The organism is Bernardetia aquimarina, from assembly GCF_042180575.1.
GTDB lineage: Bacteria > Bacteroidota > Bacteroidia > Cytophagales > Bernardetiaceae > Bernardetia.
In genome coordinates this window covers 54638-74794 of sequence record NZ_CP170094.1, presented here as the reverse complement: position 1 = coordinate 74794, position 20157 = coordinate 54638, and the positions used below count along the sequence as shown (strand labels likewise).

Annotated in this window: 9 protein-coding genes; 1 reads left to right on the top strand and 8 read right to left on the bottom strand. The window is 33.4% G+C overall.

The window, feature by feature from the left end; translation table 11 throughout:
* Positions 1-8 precede the first annotated feature (8 nt).
* The 7 genes from ACE193_RS00310 to proS form a co-directional block, all read right to left on the bottom strand.
* On the bottom strand, positions 9-2393 hold the full coding sequence (locus ACE193_RS00310; protein ID WP_375561028.1) for an RND family transporter: 2385 nt from the start codon (positions 2391-2393) through the stop codon (positions 9-11).
* Positions 2394-2540: 147 nt separating this feature from the next.
* The gene (gene ribH / locus ACE193_RS00305; protein ID WP_375561027.1) at positions 2541-3059 is read right to left on the bottom strand and encodes a 6,7-dimethyl-8-ribityllumazine synthase; all 519 of its coding nucleotides are present in this window, start codon (positions 3057-3059) and stop codon (positions 2541-2543) included.
* Between the two features lie 134 nt (positions 3060-3193).
* On the bottom strand, positions 3194-3976 hold the full coding sequence (locus ACE193_RS00300; RefSeq protein WP_375561026.1) for a DUF4292 domain-containing protein: 783 nt from the start codon (positions 3974-3976) through the stop codon (positions 3194-3196).
* A 189-nt stretch (positions 3977-4165) separates the two neighbouring features.
* A complete protein-coding gene (gene serS, locus ACE193_RS00295) occupies positions 4166-5440 on the bottom strand; it encodes a serine--tRNA ligase (protein ID WP_375561025.1) in 1275 nt (424 codons plus the stop codon).
* A gap of 236 nt (positions 5441-5676) precedes the next feature.
* Complete coding sequence (locus tag ACE193_RS00290; RefSeq protein ID WP_375561024.1) at positions 5677-10605, bottom strand: BspA family leucine-rich repeat surface protein; 4929 nt, start codon at positions 10603-10605, stop codon at positions 5677-5679.
* A 215-nt stretch (positions 10606-10820) separates the two neighbouring features.
* Positions 10821-11783: a hypothetical protein gene (locus ACE193_RS00285; RefSeq protein WP_375561023.1), complete on the bottom strand. Its 963-nt coding sequence runs from the start codon at positions 11781-11783 to the stop codon at positions 10821-10823.
* A 75-nt stretch (positions 11784-11858) separates the two neighbouring features.
* Complete coding sequence (gene proS, locus ACE193_RS00280) at positions 11859-13334, bottom strand: proline--tRNA ligase (RefSeq protein WP_375561022.1); 1476 nt, start codon at positions 13332-13334, stop codon at positions 11859-11861.
* Positions 13335-13844: 510 nt separating this feature from the next.
* Between proS and ACE193_RS00275 the strand changes: the two genes are divergently transcribed.
* Positions 13845-14747: a hypothetical protein gene (locus tag ACE193_RS00275; RefSeq protein ID WP_375561021.1), complete on the top strand. Its 903-nt coding sequence runs from the start codon at positions 13845-13847 to the stop codon at positions 14745-14747.
* Positions 14748-14822: 75 nt separating this feature from the next.
* Here ACE193_RS00275 and ACE193_RS00270 read toward each other — a convergent pair whose 3' ends face one another.
* A complete protein-coding gene (locus ACE193_RS00270) occupies positions 14823-20030 on the bottom strand; it encodes a hypothetical protein (protein WP_375561020.1) in 5208 nt (1735 codons plus the stop codon).
* Positions 20031-20157: the final 127 nt, after the last annotated feature.

Sequence of the window (20157 nt, the reverse complement as noted above, 5' to 3'; positions counted from 1 at the left end):
TTATTTATTTAATCTTCAATAGGAGGATGATTTGAACGACGAATATTTGCATTAAATGTCAAAAGTAAAGCAGGAAGTAAAATCAAATTCGTAAACATTGCCACCAAAAGAGTTATTGAAGTTAAAACTCCTAAAGCAACCGTTCCACCAAAAGAAGAAAAAGCAAAAATAATAAAACCTGCAAAAAGAATTATAGAAGTATAAATCATACTTTTTCCTGTTTCACGCAGTGCAACATCGATAGCTTTATGTCTATCAAAATCAAAGGCTAAAAGTTCTTGACGAAAACGAGCCAAAAAGTGAAGTGAATCATCAACAGCAATACCAAAAACAATACTAAAGACAAGTGCTGTACTTGGCTTGAGTGCAATATTAAAAAATCCCATAATCCCAGCCGTTACTAAAAGAGGAATTAAGTTTGGAATAATAGCAATAATCATCACACGTATATTTTGGAAAAGCGCACCAATTATTATTGCTACCAAAAAACAAGCTAAAAACAAACTCCATTTCAAATTGTCTATCAAATAGGTATTTCCTTTCAAGAAAATAGGTGTTGTGCCTGTTACTCGTGCACTCATTTTGGTCGAACCAATTGAATCAACAAAAATACTATCTAGTTCGGGTTGTAAGCTCGTTTTTACTAAAGAATCCAAGCGCAAAGAACCAATATCAGCTACTTTCAAAGAAACTCTCAAAATCTGTTCGGTACTATCAACAAAAGATGCAGAAATTGCTGTTGGGTCATTTTGTCCTTTCAAATAACGCAACACATACGCTCCAGTACGCTTATCAGGTAGATTATATGATTGTTCGCTTTGATTAAAATAGGCTTGATTGGCAGCTTTTATAAAAGTAACTAAAGAAACAGGAGTAGAAAGATGTGCCGAACTATCTACATAACTTTCAATCTGTTCTATTCTTTCTAATGTCTGACTTCTGCGATAGGCTTTCGGTTTTCCTGTATCAATTATTATTTCTAAAGGCATTGTTCCTTTAAAATTGGTTTCTATAAAAGCAATATCTTTTTTCTCTTTGCTTTCATTTGGCAAGTCATCAACCATAAATGAATTTGCCTTTATTTGATAAAGTCCAATAGATGAAAGAACAATAATCAAAATTGTAACTGCATAAATAATTGTTCTGTGATTTTCTATCAAAAAGTCAAATTTTGTAAGCACAATATTTATAACACCTCTATTCAAATGTTTGGTTCGCCTTCCTTCTGGCATTGGTAAGTAAGAAAACACAACTGGCAAAAAGATAAGTGAGATAAAGAAAGTCGCAAAAATAGTGATGCCAGCAGAAAGTCCAAATTCACTCAAAATACCTATTTGTGTACTTACCAAAACTAAAAAACCAATGGCAGTTGTAGTATTTGTAATCAGTGTAACAATTCCAATTTTTTTGATTACATATTTTATTGCATCTATTTTATTACCTTTTTTGTTACATTCTTGATGATATTTTGTAATAAAATAAACACAATTCGGAATCCCAATGACGACCAAAACAGGAGGAAGAATAGCTGTAAGAATGGTTATTTTGTAACCCAAAATACCAAAAACCCCCATTGTCCAAATAATAACAATCGTAATAAGAGTCAGAGAAACAAAAACAGGGGTAAAAGAACGAAAGAATATAAAAATAAAAATCGCTGTAATGGCGATAGAAAGTGAAAGAAAAATAACCATTTCTTCTTTTACTTTATTCGAAATAGCTACACGCAAAAATGGAAGCCCTACATAATGAATTTCGATACCTGTTTGTTCTGAAAACTTGTTTCCTAATTCACTAATTCTCATAACCGTTTCGTGGTTATAGATTGTACTCGTAATTTTTGGAGGAAGCGTAACCAAGACTAAAGAAGCTTTATTGTCTGGGTTTATGAGCTGATTTTCGTAGAATTTTATTTGAGAGGTAAACTTTAAAAGACTATCTAACTCTTTTTGTGTTTGTACTTGTTTGGGGAAAATAGATTTTGGTTCGAATTTTTTAATATCTTGATTTTTGTAAAGATAAGGTAGCTTTCCAAGTCCTACCACACCTGTAACAGCATTTACACTATCTCCTAACCCTTCAATTTTTTCTCTATTTTCAAATTTTATTTTCTCTAAAGCATACAAAAGTTGTTGCCACTTCTGAAAGTTTTCTAGCTCAAATAGCTTTTCATCTTCTACTCCCAAAACAACCACATTATCATCTTGTCCAAAAAGTGATTTAAACTGATTGAAAAAAACAATATCTTCATCAGAATCAGGAACAACTTTCGAAAAGGTATAAGAAAGTTCTGCTTTTGTGCCTTGAAATCCCATAAAAACGGTCAGAGCAAAAAGAAGAAGCAAAAGCCACAATCTATTTTTTAGAATGAAATTAGCTATTTTTAGCCACATAAATACAAATTTAGAAGTATGAAGTTAGAATTTAGAAGTAAATGCAAAAAACAAAGTCAGAAGTATGAAGTCAGAATTTAGAAGTAAATAAAACTGCAAATTTAGTTATGCTGACTTTCAATTCAAATTTCTTACTTTATTAAGACTTTATTTAAAACCAATACCACCTTTTTGTTTAGTCATCGTTGTATGAAGACCAAGCATTTTTATTGCTGTAATAGCTGCTTCATCACCTTTATTTCCGTGTTTTCCACCTGCACGGTCAAGAGCTTGTTGTTGGTTTTCAGGTGTCAGAACTCCAAAAATTACAGGTTTGTTATGTCTAAGATTTACATTTGTAATTCCCTGTGCTACGGCATCACAAATAAAATCAAAATGACGAGTTTCGCCTTGAATCACACAACCCAAACAAATAACTGCATCAATTTCTGCTTTTTGTGCTGCCCATTGTGCTGCTAAAGTAAGCTCAAAACTCCCTGGTACATCATAACGGTGTATGTTTTTTTCTTTTGCACCATACTCTAACAATTTTTTATAAGCTCCTTCATAAAGTGCTTCTGTTACTTCTTCATTCCATTCTGCTACCACGATAGCAAATTGTTTCTTTTCAATATCTTGAATAGATTTCTCTGAATGAAGGCTTAGGTTTTTATCTTTTGATGACATAATTAATTCAATTACGGATTAAAAATTACGAATTACGAATTATGAATTACAATTTTGAAACGTAATTTTTAATCCGTAATTCGTAATTGAGTTTATCGCTTGCCGTTGTTGGTGTCTCCACCAACGACATGAGTTTATTTTTTCCCTAATTCCTTTTTATCATAACTACTAGGAATAGAAAAGGGAAAAGAAAGATCTGACTCTTCAAATTTGATTCTTTTGTGTTCAATTTCAATTTTGGTTTGGTCAGTTTTATTTTCTTTCTGATTAAAAAAATTAGCTACTGCATTTACTTTAAAAGGAATTTTTTGTCCTTCTAACGTTTGGAAATTGCTATAATCTATAAAAAGGCTATTCATTCCACCTTCTGTTTCTTGGACAGCAATTTTAGATAGTTTTTTATTTTCTCTACTCACATACATAGAAGTTTCGAAAAGCTCATAGATTTGTTTCAAGACAAAATATTTTTCTTGTTTTTCAGGTGTAATACTTTGGTCTAAAGGAGGAACATTGCCCAAAAATAGAGCTTGAAGCATTTTAAAATCGCCATCAAAATTTACTTGTTTGCTAAGCGAACGAATATCGACAGCCGAATAGCTTTTTTCTAAGCGATTGACCAAAAAAGCCGAGTCAGTACGGATAAGCATACGAGCAGCCTCAATACCAAAAGCAGGACGAGCAGAAAGCCAAATCAAACTATCCTTTGCTAGTCGCATATCTACATTACTTCCCAGTTCTTGTTTTTGATTTTGGAAAGAAAGATGTGATTTTGTACTCAAAAATGTAAAATCAAAAGCCTCTACGCCATACTTTTTGGTAAGTTCGGCAGGAGTAGAAACCCCTTTCTGACACGCTGAAAGAAGGAAGATAGAACAAATAATACCTAGAAAAAGACGAAAAAATGAAGTTCCTTTCATAAGAAGAGTTGAAAAAATTATGATTAAAGAAGTAGAGTTTAATCAATGATAAAATAAAAATACCATTACTAAACTCTAATTTTGAATGATTGTTTGATTTAAAATCATTAGTAGGGCAAAGGCTTGCCTTTGACACGAAAATAAATTTTGTCAAAGGCAAGCCTTTGCCCTACGTTAGAATAAAAAACATTAATCTATTTGTTCAAATTTACAATAACCTTGCAAAACTTTAGGGATTTTGATTCCTTCTGTCGTTTGATTATTTTCTAAAATAGTAGCTACAATACGTGGCAAAGCAAGCGCACTACCATTCAAAGTATGCGCTAAATGTTTCTTTTTATCTTTATCTTCATATCTAAGTTTTAAACGATTAGATTGGTAAGTTTCAAAATTACTAACCGAACTTACTTCCAACCAACGACCTTGTGCAGCCGAATAAACTTCCAAATCATACGTCATAGCAGAAGTGAAACCCATATCGCCACCACACAAACGCAAAACTCTGTATGGCAATTCTAATGCTTCCAAAAGTCCTTTTACGTGAGAAAGCATATCTTCCAATCTTTGATAAGATTTTTCTGGGTGTTCAATGACTACTAATTCTACTTTATCAAATTGATGTAAACGATTCAGACCACGCACATCTGCACCCCAAGAACCTGCTTCACGACGGAAACAAGGCGTATGCCCTGTCATTTTGATAGGAAAATCACTTTCTTTTACAATTTCATTTCTGTATAAATTTGTAATCGGAACTTCTGCTGTCGGAATCAAGAAAAGATTATCTGCTGTTGCTTCATACATTTGACCTTCTTTGTCTGGAAGTTGTCCTGTGCCATATCCTGATGCTTCATTTATCAAAATTGGAGGTTGAACTTCGCTATAACCTGCTGCAATGGCTTCATCTAAAAAATAATTGATTAAAGCACGTTGAAGTCTTGCTCCTTTTCCTTTATAAACTGGAAAACCTGCACCTGTGATTTTATTTCCCAATTCAAAATCTATAATATCGTATTTTTTGATAAGCTCCCAATGTGGAACAGCATCATCTGCAAGTGTTGGAATAGTTCCCCATTCCTCAATAATTTCATTATCATCTGAAGATTTTCCAACAACAACATCTTTATAAGGAGTATTTGGAATTTCATACAAACAATTTGTCAAATCATTCTCTAATTCCTTTAATTTATCTTCTAATTCTTTGATTGTCTGTTTATTTTGAGCAGCTTTTTCTTTTGCTTGATTCGCTTCTTCTTTTTTGCCTTGTTGCATCAAAACACCGATAGATTTTGCTACTTCATTTGCACCAGCTTGTAATTCATTGAGTGAGGACTGTGTTGTTCTTCTTTCATTATCGATAGAAATAGCCTTTTCGACAAGCTCAGTAGCTTTGCTAAAGTGGCGTTTTTGAAGTGCTGCAATAACCTCTTCTTTGTGTGCCTGTATGTGTGCAATTTGTAACATGTAATCAGTAATCAGTTACCAGTAATACCAGTAATTTTGGTTTATAATTTCTTTTGTTATTAAAATACTGACAAAAGTCCGATAAATTCAGTTAAAAATCAAGTTTTAATTTCAATAACTGTTTATCTCCTTTGTAAAAAACACAGAAAAGCCTTTACGATTTGTAAAGGCTTTTTTGATTTATTTTCACATTATGAATGTCAAAAGCAAGCCTTTTGACTTACTCAATGATTGTATTACTGAATAACAAGCTGTTTTGTATAGACTTTTCCTTCCGAAACAATCTGAACCACATAAACACCTGCACTTATTTTTGGAAGAGTAATAGAAAGTGTTTTTTCATTCATTGCAATTTCTTGACTATGAATAATTCTACCTAATCCATCTACCAACACAAGATTAGTTTTTTGGTTTGTTGTTGTTGCAAATTCTACTTTAAACGAACCGTTATTTGGATTTGGATAAATCGTAAAAATCTTTGCAGACTCTTCTTCAATTCCTGTTATTCCACCAACGGTAAAGGTTTTTTCTTCTGTTTCAAAACTACAACCTGTTTCATAAACTACTTGTGCTTTGTAGTTTCCTGTTTCAGTTGGTGTAATCAGAATTTGATTTGCAAAAGAAGGAATTGCAACACCATCTTTAAACCACATAACCGAATCAATCGCATCTTGTGAAGTTACATCAATCGTTTTGTCGTTTCCATTTTCTGTATTGATTCTCAAAATAGCTGGATTAACTAACAAACGAGTAATTTCTACTTCACTTGTCGTTACTTTACAACCATCTTGTGTTGTAATTTCTACTTTATATGTTCCGATTTCAGAAGTAGAAAGTGTTGCAGAAGTATTTGAAATAACTGTATTATTTCTAAACCAACGATAGGTAAATCCTGTACCAGTCGTAGCTGAAAGAGTAGTTTCTTCGCTTGGACAAATCGCTGTTTTACTTGCTGTAAGTACTACATTTGTTGGTGCAGTCGTGATAGTAACGGCAATAGTTATGCTATCTGCACACGAAGGCTGACTAGCTTTCAAAGTATAAGTTCCAGATTCTGAAACTGAAATACTTGTGCCATTTCCAATAGTAGCACCATTTAAAATCCATTCGTAGGTTACATTTGCGCTTGTATCTTGTGCATTTAATATTCCACTTCCACAGAAAGAAATTGTATTTCCTTGCTCAATTCTTGCTGTTGGAGCATCTACAAAACGAGTAGTCGTAAATTCAGATTCATCAGAACATCCATTTTTGATTACAACCACTTTATAACGAGCTTCAAAAGTTGTGGTTAATGTGCGTTCTGTTCCTACTTGAACATTTTCTCTAAACCAAGTGTAAGTTGCACCATCTACATTTTGAGCAGAGAGTGTAAATTCAGTAGCACAACTTTCAAGTAAAGTTCCTTGCTCTACAATAGCTTCAAAAACTTCTTTGATTGGAACAACTGCTTCTAAACGCTGGCTTTCTTGTCCATTAATCACAACAGAAATATAAAATGTTGTAGAATCACTCAAAACTGGCGTTTCGATACTTGCATTATTCGTTTCAAAAAGTGGTGTAGATGCTGTTTCAGAATCATAAACTCTATAAGTTGCACCTGCACTCTGTACATTTATTGTTCCTCGTTCGCCCTTACAAGCTGCAACAACAGAAAGTAAAATCGGAGTAGAAGGAAGAGTACGAACTTGAACAGAATTTGAAGTCGCAGTACTATTTCCACAAATCGCTTTTATAGAATAATTGTACTGTGTGTTTGCTGTCAAAGTAGAATCTACAAACGACAAATTCGAAGCTGGAATAGTAGCTAATCGCTGTCCATTTCTCAATACTTCATAATTAACTGCATTTGTGTTTGAAGGCGTATTCCACAATAATTTTACTCTAGTAGAAGTAAGAATTTCTGTACTCAAATTAGTTGGTAAAGTACAATCTGCAATCGGTGGATTTGGAGTTGTAGGATTACATTGAGGCAATACATCAACAATCGTATTTTTGACTGTATTTGTGATAATCGGAGCATTTGTATCAAAATAAATAAATGACCTATTTTCAATGCGTGAAGTATCAGTATGTGCTGCAATTTCACTCAACTCAAAAATAACATATCCTTGACTTAGCTCTGGACTGGTTGTGCTATCAGGCAGATTAATGTTATTAAACACAAAGTTAATCACATTATTATTTGCTGTTGTATCGACAGTCATTGTATGGCTAGTTGCTACAACTCTAAGTGAACGACGATTTAATAAATTACTCAATGAATCGGCAATTCGTACATTCAAAGCAGGTGCATTTCCTGTATTTTGGAAACGAATGGTATAAGTAAGAGGTTGATTTACTTCACGTTTTGTAAATTTCTCATCACAAATTCCTTGTGGATAGACTTGTTTGTCATTTGGATCGTAAGAATTTACTATTGGAAAACAGTATTGTTTTAGGTTATTCAAACGAGTAACATCATTTACTTCAGGGGTAACATGTCCAGAAAAACAAACTTCATCGCCAATATTTAGACTAATATCTGGAGTTACAGAAATTCTAACTATAAAATTTCTATCATAATTCAAATCTATAACATCCCAAAACAAATTATTTCCTACAATTCTATTAGGAGTAATGGAAGCTGAATTATAAGCTACATCATTAGGCAAAGTAACTTTTAGTTCGCCAGACTTAGGAGCGCAAGAGTAGTTATTTGCTAAGACTGTAATTGTTGTAGGTATATCAGGACGAAATATTCCACCAATTATATTTACATTAAAATCATAAATAGAAGAAGTTGGGCGAATCTGAACAGGTTGAATTACTACATTTCCTGCTCTATCAGTAACTCTTAATTGGAGATTTCTGATTGCACTACTACCACAGTAGAGTGTTACGCTATCTCTTCCATTGTGATTAAAGACAACAGAAATATCAGTAGAATCAGTACAATTATCATTCAAAGCTGTGATAAAATAATTAACTGGAACAACAGCTTGATTACTAGCTCCAAAATGAACAGGCACAACTCGTGTAGCGAAAGTCGGTGGAATAGTGTCTTTTACGTGAACAACTGTAGATGAAGTATCTGTATTTCCATTACTATCTGTAACTCTTAATACTACATTCTGAATAGAATCTATACAAGAAAAAGAGCGAGTAGCTAGTCCTGTATCATCATAAAGATAAGAAGCAACCGTATTACCACAACCTGCTGAACTTATACTATCTAATAAAATTGCATCTATTTCCACTTGTCCACTAGCATCTAAATAAGCCGTATAATTTGTTTTGCTAACTGCATTTAATGATTGCAAAGCAGTTACTAAAAGTTCTAACCTCCCATTATTACAACCTGCAATAGAATCAAAAGCATAGAAATAAGTAGAATCTTGTGTAAGAATTGGCGTTGTAAAACGAGTTCCTATGTGTACAGGTGTCGTATTTGTAGGCGAATCGTACCAATAAACTGTTCCGTTTCCACTAACTTCTAAAACGGTAGTATCATTCAGACACACTCCAAACTGATTTTGAGGTGGAGTAATATTTTCCATGGATGAAGTAGTAACCAGTATTGCTAATCTATTACTAACTCCACAACCAGCAACTGAATCTTGAACATAAAAATAAGTGGAATCTGCTGTCAAAATAGGAGTTGTAAAACTACTTCCTGTATGAATAGAAACAGGATTCGTAGGAGAATTGTACCAAGTTACTACTCCATTTCCATCTGCTTCAAGAGTAGTAGATGTATTTGGACATAAATTAAACTGATTTTGTGGCAATGTAATATTATTTATTGCTGCCCCTACACTACTTACTAAATCACCTGTAATAATCCAACTGTTAGGAGCAGAAGTAAGAACACTTCGTGCTGCTGTACCATTGCAATAAGTCAAACCATCAGCTCCTAGAGGTATATTAGACCGTACACTTTGTGCTGCCCAACCTATTAGAGTAGCATCGTAGTTTGAAGTATTCATTCCAGACCCATCTAGCATATTAGCCATAGTTGTGACGTTACTAACATCCCAACTTCCAATAGATTGATTAAAAGAGGTTGCATCTTTAAACATATCATTCATACGCACTACTCTAGATGTATTCCAATTTCCAATGGGTTGATTAAATGAAGTGGCTCCTGAAAATCGGTAGGGTGAATGTGATCCAAACATCTGGCTCATGTCTGTCACATTCTCTGTATTCCAATTTCCAATGGGTTGATTGAATGAAGTGGCTCCTGAAAACATCATCCTCATGTCTGTCACATTCTCTGTATTCCAATTTCCAATGGGTTGATTAAATGAATATGCATTAGTAAACATCCATTTCATATTTCTTACAGCAGATGTATTCCAATTTCCAATAGGCTGATTGAATGATATAGCACTAACGAACATCCAACTCATACGAGATACATTTTCTGTGTTCCAGTTTCCAATAGGCTGATTAAAGGAATTAGCTGAGTTAAACATACCATGCATATCTGTCACATTTGACGTGTTCCAGTTTCCGATAGGCTGATTGAATATTCTAGCACCATAAAACATTTCACGCATATTTGTCACATTTGACGTATTCCAGTTTCCAATAGGCTGATTGAAAGAATATGCATAAGCAAATATTTCACGCATATTTGTCACATTTGACGTATTCCAGTTTCCAATACTGCCATTAAAAACCTCACAAAATTTAAACATACGAGACATGTTAGTTACTCTTGAAAGATTTGGAACATCAGTTGCGTTATAAGTTAAATTCTGACATCCACTGAAGGCATTTTCCATACTTGTCCATTCAATGTTGCCCCAAGCCTCTATAGTACGAAGTTTATTTTTTTCTCTAATATTACCATCCATTTTAAAGTAAGGGAATCTTCCTGTAATAGCGAGTTCATAGGTATCACCATTTGAAAGCCCCCTTATAGTATAGCTTCCTATTAGGTTTATAGAACCATTTCCAACACTTGGATTAGTCAAATTCGTCCAAGTAACATTATAACTATATCCTGACATATTGGCTGCAGGGATAGTGATTGTACCATCAGTAGTTACCCATGTGGTACGAAATGCTTGTGCATTTGCTGTATTTGTGCTAAAAAAGAATAAAGTAAAAAGCAGAGAAAAACCAAATAGTATAGTTTTTATTTGGTTTCTAAAATTAGAATATGATTTTGTCATCAAAGAAATTAAATTACGAATTATGAAAAGTTATAAATTGCCATTTTGGGGATTGAAATGGAAGTTTGTAACGCTGAATAATTCTGTTTAAAATAGAATGAATAGTAATAGAGGGGATTCTAAGTGCAAAGGTACGTTTTTATTTTTGAAAGAAAGTAAGAATTGACAGAAAAAACCGTCTTTTTTATATTGAGTATATTATAAAAATGCCATTTTCATAAAAATAAAAAACCTCTACCACGAATTCCGATAAGCCAAACTGATGAAGAAATTGGTCTTGGACTAGACAAATCATCAAAGAAATGTTCTCTTGCTAGGAAAAAATCTGCTTTTCCTTTTAGTCCTTTAAAATCAAATCCTGATTCTATTCTGTAATTAAACTTGAAGTTTTCGCCTCCTTCTTTTTTTACTTTGTTCGAAAAAATGGCTGTATTTACCCAAGAACGATTATAAAATCCCCATACATTTTTTTCTTTTTTACTGAATTTTATATCAATTCTGCCACCCAAAAGCACCATTCCACTCATATAATCCCAACTTTGTTCTTCTGTAAAACGAGGAAAACGACTATCTTCTGAAATAGTATAATATTCTGCCCTTCCCCAAATATTTGTAGTGATAGTAGGTGAAAGATTTATTTTATCACTAACTGCCTCTAAATGAAAACCGTTGAGAATAGCAACTCTTGAAGTAGGCTGATAACCAATTCTTGAAGTAGTATCGTTGGGAGGAGAATCGCTGTCTATTTCATGTCTTGATTTGTGTGTAAATCCAACGTTCCACGTATAGTTTTTCTTTTTATTGAAGTACGCAAAACTCTCTTGCAAGATAATTCCACGAGGATTAAAAGCAATATTATTATATACGTTTGCATTGACTTCAATGGAAGAAAAAAATGTAATTGAATGAAGTCCAATATCATTCTTTTTACTTTTCCACCTTACAATATCCAACATACCACAAACCTGTGCATTCCAACCCTGTGAGTTTTCTGTCGACTGAAAACCACGAGAGTTATGTCCTGCAAAATTAGTAACTGCAAAGTAGGTTTTGTCAGTAGAATGAGTAGCCGTAGTATCCAAAAAAGGCGAAGGTTGAAAATTTCGCATTACATGGGCTTGTGAAAATGCAAGAGATGGAAGAAAAAAAAGAGTGAAAAAGAGAAAGTAAGTTTTCATAGTTTTAAATAGAAAAACCCTAAGAATCTTTAAGACCCTTAGGGTTTAGACTAAAGTTTGGATAAAAATAAGTTATTAATAAGCTCTAGCAAACAACACACGTTCTTTTGAAGGTTTTCCTGTCAAAATACATGTACCGTCTTCTTGTGGATTGTTCAAAGGAATACAACGAATTGTCGCTTTTGTTTTGTCTTTAATTTGTTCTTCTGTTTCGGCTGTTCCGTCCCAGTGTGCAGCTACAAAACCACCAGCATCAAGAGCTTTTTCGAATTCTTCCCATGTTTTTACATACGTCGTATTCGAAGTTCGGAACATTAAGGCTTTATCATAAATATTTTGTTGAATATCTTTCAAAAGCTGTTCTATCTTTTCGCCTACATTTTCTAGTTCCCAAGACATTTTTTCTTTTGTATCTCTACGAGCCACTTCTATTGTTCCATTTTCCACATCACGCATTCCGATTGCCAAACGAACAGGAACGCCTTTCAATTCCCATTCTGCAAACTTAAATCCCGGACGGAAAGAATCTCTATCGTCTAGTTTTAAAGAAATATTTGCAGCTTTTAGGTCGTGCATAAGAGGAATTAAGGCTCTTTTAATTTCGCTTAAATCATCTTCTTTTTTATAAATAGGAACAATAACCACTTGAATAGGAGCGAGTTTTGGTGGCAAAACCAAACCTTCATCGTCGGAATGAGCCATAATAAGCGCACCCATAAGGCGAGTAGAAACGCCCCAAGAAGTTCCCCAAACGTAATCTAATTTGTTATCTTTTGCAGCAAATTTTACATCAAAAGCCTTTGCAAAATTTTGTCCCAAAAAGTGAGAAGTTCCTGCTTGAAGTGCTTTTCCATCTTGCATAAGAGCCTCAATACAATACGTTTCTTCTGCACCAGCAAAACGTTCAGATTCTGTTTTAAGTCCTTGAATAACAGGAAGAGCCATGTGTTCTTCTGCAAAATCAGCATAAACTTTTACCATTTGTTCTGTTTCTTCGATAGCTTCTTGTTTAGTAGCGTGTGCTGTGTGTCCTTCTTGCCATAAAAATTCGGCAGTACGCAAAAACAGACGAGTACGCATTTCCCAACGCACCACATTTGCCCATTGATTAATCAAAAGTGGTAAATCTCTATACGATTGAATCCAATTTTTGTAGGTATTCCAAATAACGGCTTCACTTGTCGGACGAACGATAAGTTCTTCTTCTAGTTTTGCATCTGGGTCGACCATCAATTTTCCTTTTTTATCTGGGTCATTTTTTAGACGGTAATGCGTAACAATAGCACATTCTTTGGCAAAACCTTCAGCATTTTTTTCTTCGGCTTCAAACAAACTTTTGGGAACAAAAAGAGGAAAATAAGCATTGCTATGTCCTGTTTCTTTAAATTTATCGTCTAAAACACGTTGCATTTTTTCCCAAATTGCAAAACCATAAGGTTTGATAACCATACAACCACGAACGGCTGAATGTTCTGCTAAATCTGCTTGTTTTACGAGTTCGTTGTACCACGCTGAATAATCTTCTTTGCGTGTTGGAAGTCCTTTTGCCATAAGAAAAAGTAATAAATAATTATCTTGATTGGTTTAATTTCTATTTAATTTACAAAGGTAAAATTTTTGAACGTAAAATAATACTTGTTTTTGTAGAATCATTTTGCAACACCCATTTTTACACAAAAATTCCCTCAAAAACATAGATTTTAGCTTTTGAAGGAATTAATTAAACTAAATAGAAATACTCTTGCTCTTTCATTGAATTAGTAAACAGTTGTAAAAATTCAAGTTGATAATATTTTAGTTGATAATATTTTTTTCCTTCAATATAGTCATTAAGTAACTGGGCAAAATTATTTATAGGTTAACAAAATCTGTCTGACACCTCAAAGGTGTCTTGACAGTTTAAATTTCCAGTTTCTAATTCTTTTTTAGATATGTTTTATTTTGCTCAGTTACTTAGGATGAATTAATTTTACCAAAAAATATAGTTACTATTTTGAGATTGAAATGTAAAAAATGATAGAGAAACAGAAAACTAATTTTATAATTATAAAAAAACACAGTATGTATATCCATAAAATAGACACCAATAAACACAAAGAGTTTTTATCTCAAAACAGAAAAGATCCAATTACAGGAGATCTGATTCAAACAACTGATGAGGTAGTTTTTTGTGCAAGCTGTAACTCTATTTTCTTAGTCGATACGTGGCTTTATTTAGATGGCAAACATTGCGACCAGTCTGACACATTAGAAAAATTTCCTTCTTCGTCTGTTATGAATTTGAAAGCTGAGGAAACAGTTTTGTTCTATCAAGCTCTTAACTCTGATGATGGTAATGAAGTAAATTTCCCTATGGAGGTGAAAAGAAATCCATGGGTTAGGAAACAAAGCAAATTATCTTCGATTCAAGGAATTTTCCATCACTCTATAGTAAAAGCAGTTAAGATTATATCTTGGATAATAGGAATCGGTTTGTTTTTTATTTATAAATCTCCTATCGTAATTATTGCCTTTTTATTTACTTTTATTTTACAAATTGCTGAAATACTTCATAATTGGTATTTTGGTAATCAATTAGATTCTGATTTTAAATTATTTAGAGGAAATACATTTTATATCACTAATAAAGCAATCTGTTTTTCAGATTCTTATGGAATAAATCGGTATATTTTATCAGCCAAGTATATAAAACAGATTACTTTTTATGAAAAAACTCCAACAACGAACTTAACGTATTGTGTTGTGGAATACCAAGAAGAAAAAACAAATGAACGAATAACTTTCAATATTCCTAAAAATACATTTAATGATTCTGTTTCTCTTTTTCACTCATTAAAATCTTTATCTATTGCTAATCAAATTCCGATACGAATCAATAGTAGTAATAAAAACACGCTATCACTTACTCAAAGAATAATCGATGAAGGATATAATTTTAGGCTTAGAGATATGAATTATCAATAGAAAAAGCTCATTCATTTACAATAATGTAAATAAATGAGCTTTTGGGTTATCTAAAAAAGAAATTAGTTGTTAAAATTATTTCACAGGAATTGAAGGAGTAGTCGGATAAATACCTCTAAAACGAGCCATAAATTCATCTACATCTGCTTGATCTGCCAAATCAAATTTATCTTTTGCTTTTGGATCTGTAATAATTGTATTGTATTCTTCATTAGAAGAAAGTGTTTTGAGCGTACGTCCATCAAATTGGAAATAATACCATTTGTCAGGATCAATTTCAAAATAAAGTGTAAACTCATCTCTACTTCCTGTCTGTGGAATTTCAAGATAACCTGTTGTTTTGACATCAATTTCTTCTTTTAAGATAGCTGCCAAACCAATATCACCCACACTATAAAATGTTTGTTCATCAGGTGACCAATTCATTGTTACATCGGAGAGTACAATAGTTTTACTAATTACATCTACAATTCCATAGTCATTTGGAGCAAATCGTTTTTGAAAGTTTTGTGCTTCTTTTGCTCCTGCCTGTCCTGCAATTTTGAGAAGTGTATTTTTTGATTTGTTTACAGTTGGTGCAAGTTTTAAGCGTTCTCGGTTTTCTTCTACAAATGAGTTTAAGTCATCTTGCATAAATGAAAATGCATCTCCTTTTGACTCTATATTGATGCTTACCATTGCATCAACAGTATATTGTTTGTTTTGGAAATTTGCTTTTCCTACTCCTGATACATCTACTTGCGCTCTTTGGCTATTTTTAAACATCATAAACTTACCATCAAATTCGGCTGTTCCTAATGTTTTACTAGCTTTAAAAGAATTTCCATCTGCAATTTCGGAAGTAGCAGCTCTTTCCTCAGAAATAATCAAGATTGATTTTTCTTCGGGTTTTACTTTTACTTGCCCTTCTCCTAATAATATAGGTTCTGATTTAGGAATATCTTCTTGCATAACAGGAACAAATAAACCATCTTCACCTAGATAAATTCCTGTAAAGGCTGGTTGTCCTCCAATTTTTTGGTCTTTGATAAGTTCTGATGACCCTGCTGCTGCAATTTTCTTTGCTTGTTTAGAATTCTTATCTACATACGCAGCACTTACCAATGGAAACCAACCTGTTTGAGGAACGCCATCAATTACAAGTCTAGCTTGTCCATTAAATTCTAATTCTGAAAGCCATGCCTTTAGGGTTACCTCTCCTCTAAACTGTTTACCTTCTGAATAGATAAAATCTGTATCATCAATAACATCGTCTTTTTCTTCAATGGTCGTAATTGAAACAGTTCCTTCTGTACCAATGAGTTTTTCAGCGACAGATGTTTTACGCAAACTATCAGGCAAATCTTCTTCTGTAATAAGTTGTTTACCATAATTATTTAGTCGTAAATACTGAATTTTGTCTGTTCCGTTATCATAATTTAAGACTGCTTCGCCTTGATATTCATTTCTAGAAATAATATCTACATTTCCCTCTGTCAGTTTGTGGTATTTATTAATATAATTAATTACCAACTCTGCATCTTCTAATTTATCCATTTTAGCATTTTTACGAATCGTAACATTTCCTTCTCTTGGATAAATTTCAGTATCAACAACTAAGATATAAGGAACTCCACCGATAGTCAAATTTCCACTAGGAATATGATAATTTGCAAACGCAGCTCTAAAATTCAAACTATCTTGCTCTGGAGCAGTAGAAACAAAATACTGTTTGCTAATATCCCCTGTTTCATCTAAACGAAAAGCTACCGTTTGAGCATCTGCATTCCAATAACCTGTTGCAAGTGAAGTTTTGTATTGCAAACTAGGAAAATCAAAAACAGGCTCACCCAAAACTTCGGAGGTAATAGTAGCAGTACGAGGAGATGCCAAAATATCATACTCAAATTTTACATTATTTGCAGCCACAGCAGGAGGAAGAGTTCCACCTAAAGACTTAATTTGAAAATCTGATTTACGTCCGAATACACGAGTAGTTTCGAAGGCAAATAATTTGGATTCAATGATTGCATCTTGAGTTTCTACTTTTCCATAGCCTTTCAAACCTAATGGAGTAAGGGCTAATGTTCCTGTATAATTTGCCTCTTTTAGTGTTCCTCCTTCTCCTTTATACATTCGGAAAGGAGTATCTGTTGTGGTAAGCATCATACTATCTTGTTTGGGAAGCCACTTCATTCGGTAATTTTCAAGCTCTACCTGTGGAAACATCGCCTCACCAATCGTAACAGCATTAATTTTACCTTGAGAGGTAGCCAAATCAGCAGCATATTCTCCTTTTGAAGTAACAGAATCAACAAAGAATATAAAGTCATTTGAATTTAACTCGGCTGCTAGATAAGTCATTTTTGCTGGTTCATTATCAATCACGACCTCCTCTTTTGTTTCTTGGGTCTTGGCATTTTTCTTAGGATTCTCTTCAATATCTTGAATATAACGTTCGCTACCTGCACGAATACCACTATTACTGACGACAACTCTACCTGTAAGTAGTTTACCTTTTCCACCATAAAGAGACATTCCATCAGCATGTTGAGGGTCATTGACATCGTGTGTAAAACCGAGTGATTTGTCAGGCATTACACGAATAGGTTCTTTAAATTTATCAAAAATAGGAGTATTAAATGTTCCTCCAAAGCGCAAATCTTCTGGTTTTCTTTTTGCCAAACTATCTAATGTAAAGTTATCTACATCAAAACGAACTGTCGAATCACTATATGCTCCTGCCATTACTTCATTTCCACCAAAACGAACTGTTCCACCAGAAGTAGTATTAAAAAGTGGATATCTTTGAGAATCTTTAAACCTACCCTTATCATAAACACCTGCTTTATTGTAAGGAAGATTAATTGAAAATGTTCCTGATACATCCTTAAAACTATTTGGCATCGTATCTCCATCTACAAAAAACTGCATAGAATCAATTTTTTCCATATCAAATTTGAAATCTTTATAATCAAACTTGAACCCTTCTCCATTAAAGATAAAGTTTTTTGCAGCTACTTGTCCGTTGATAGTCATGTTTCGATTTTCTGTTATTATGACTTGTTTATCAACAGGTTTTGCTTTTACAGCGTAATAATTTACTGAATCTACTTTTGCATTACTATACATTACCTCTTCTACACCTCTTACTTTTAATTCGTTATTTTCGAAATAATAGGTAAGATTATCACTATTTGTACCTAATGAAGAAAGTCTAATTTGGTCATAATCAGAACGAAGTCTGTTATTTGTTGGTAAGTTTGCTCGTGCATAAAGCACTCCTTTTTGAGTAAGTGTAACCCAGTCGGCTGCCTCATCATACTCCACAAAACCTGCTCCTGCCATTTCACGCATAGAACTTTTGACGTGTACAGCCTTTTGTTTGAAATGATTAGCCAAATCTGCACTCATGAAAGAAAGTCCAAATGGTTTTCTTTGTGTAACATACGCCCAAGCCATTACCAAAGGATTGAAAGGATACATTCCTTGTACAGCTCTTAATTCATATTCATTAAAATAAGCATTTGAAGTAACAGTAACAAAATCAATCTGTTTGAGAATAGAATCTCTCATTGATTCATTTCTACTAGCAGCCTCATAAGCAGCCATAACAGCACCACGACCAGCCAAACTGTATATATTCATTGTATCCGACTTCAAATCCCAGTTTACATAATCAGCCGAAATACTCACATCATGGTATGAATCCATAAAAGGAGCATATTTAAACATTTTTTTATCTCTGCGTGCCAAAAGTTGCTCACTTTCATCATCATAACGAAGTTTTACGCCTTGATGTGCTAAAGAATCTTTTTCAGTAGTATAAATAATTAATTGAGAAAGACGATTCGTAACAGCATGTTCACTAAAAACATAATCTTGCCTTGAGGTAGATCTAAAACGTACTTTCCCTTCTTTTTCTAATCGAATAGAAGATGCGCCTCCTCCCAACGACCTAGATATTATTTTTTTTCCTATCAAAGAAAAGCCTCCTTCATAAATAATATCTTTCAAAAACCCTTTTACTTCTATATTGTTTTTATAGGATGTAAAGCGTGGATATAATGGATTTTCTTTGTTATTGGTACGAGAAGCAAAGTAGTCAAACTGCCCCACCACGACAGAATCTGTATAACTGGCATAATGTAATTTGAATTCTTCGGCTTTAATCTCAGGCTTTTTTACAGTAATACTAAATTTGCTAAACTCACCATACACATCAGGCAAAACTCCCCAATCAAAACGCCCTCCTTCTCCTGTAAAAGCAGCTTTTGCAAATACTACTTGTCCTGTTGTATTTTTTATTTGTACAGTATCATTTGGTGTTTGGATAGTCAAGGTAATTTTATCCAAATTCATATAAGGTCCTGCTAATGGAAGTTTTTCAGCAGGGTCATTTACAAAACTACTTGTTGGATTAGGCTTCACAATGGGATCATAGACTACTTTTTTATCTTTTTTATCTGTACTTGTTTCTTCTTCGCTTCCCCAATCTCCTCCACTTCCCCATTCGTCGGCACTTCCCCACACATCGGTATCTGCTTCTACAAAGCCTGTATTTTCTTCTGGTGTATCCCAACCTGTATTGTCCCAACCTCCATTGTCGTTTGTAGTTTCTGTTTCACCCCAGCCTAAATCTTCGGCTGTTTCTTTTTTCTCTTCTTCTTCAGTATCTGTGCCTGTTTGGCTTTCTATAATTTCTGTTATATCTGCTGGCAGTTCTACAGCATCTGTCGCAACGGCAGCTTCTCTTCCATATCCAAAAGAAAAATTATTGTTTCCTTCTACAATTACTCCACTTGTCTCTCGGTATTTGTATAATTTATTTTCTGTCAGATAAAGACGTGTCATTCTATAAAAATTGGTAGCAACACCAACAGAAGCCTCTAAAACAGTTGTGTCAGCTACTTGTAAAAATGAAGTAAGAAGCTCATCAGTAAGTCTTCCGTTTTTCTTTCCATAAACAATACATGCATAAAAATCCTCTGATGTTGGATTGGTAGGATAATTTAACTTATACATATTTTTTGCCACTTTGAATAACAAACTTTTTTGTTCATCTGACATTCCACTACTCCAAAGTGCAGCCACTCCATCAGCAATTTCTAGTGTATTAGGTTGAGATTTTCTTTCAATGACTTGGCGCATATCTTGTACAAAGTTTTTCTCATCATTAAAATGTCTTTGTGCTTGACTTACAAAAGAAACCATCATAAATAGTAGAAAAACCAACAAACTGATTGGTTTTCTTATCCTGTTTTGTGATTGAATTTGTAGTAGTAATTTTTTTAAAATTAGCATAGATTTGGATTTGTAGTTATTTAGTTTGGCAAGAATATGAAAAATACGGATTTTTTTTAGAAAAAAATAATGATTAAAAAGACAGAAAGAACTTTTTTTGTTAAAAAATAGCTGATAGTTAAAAAGT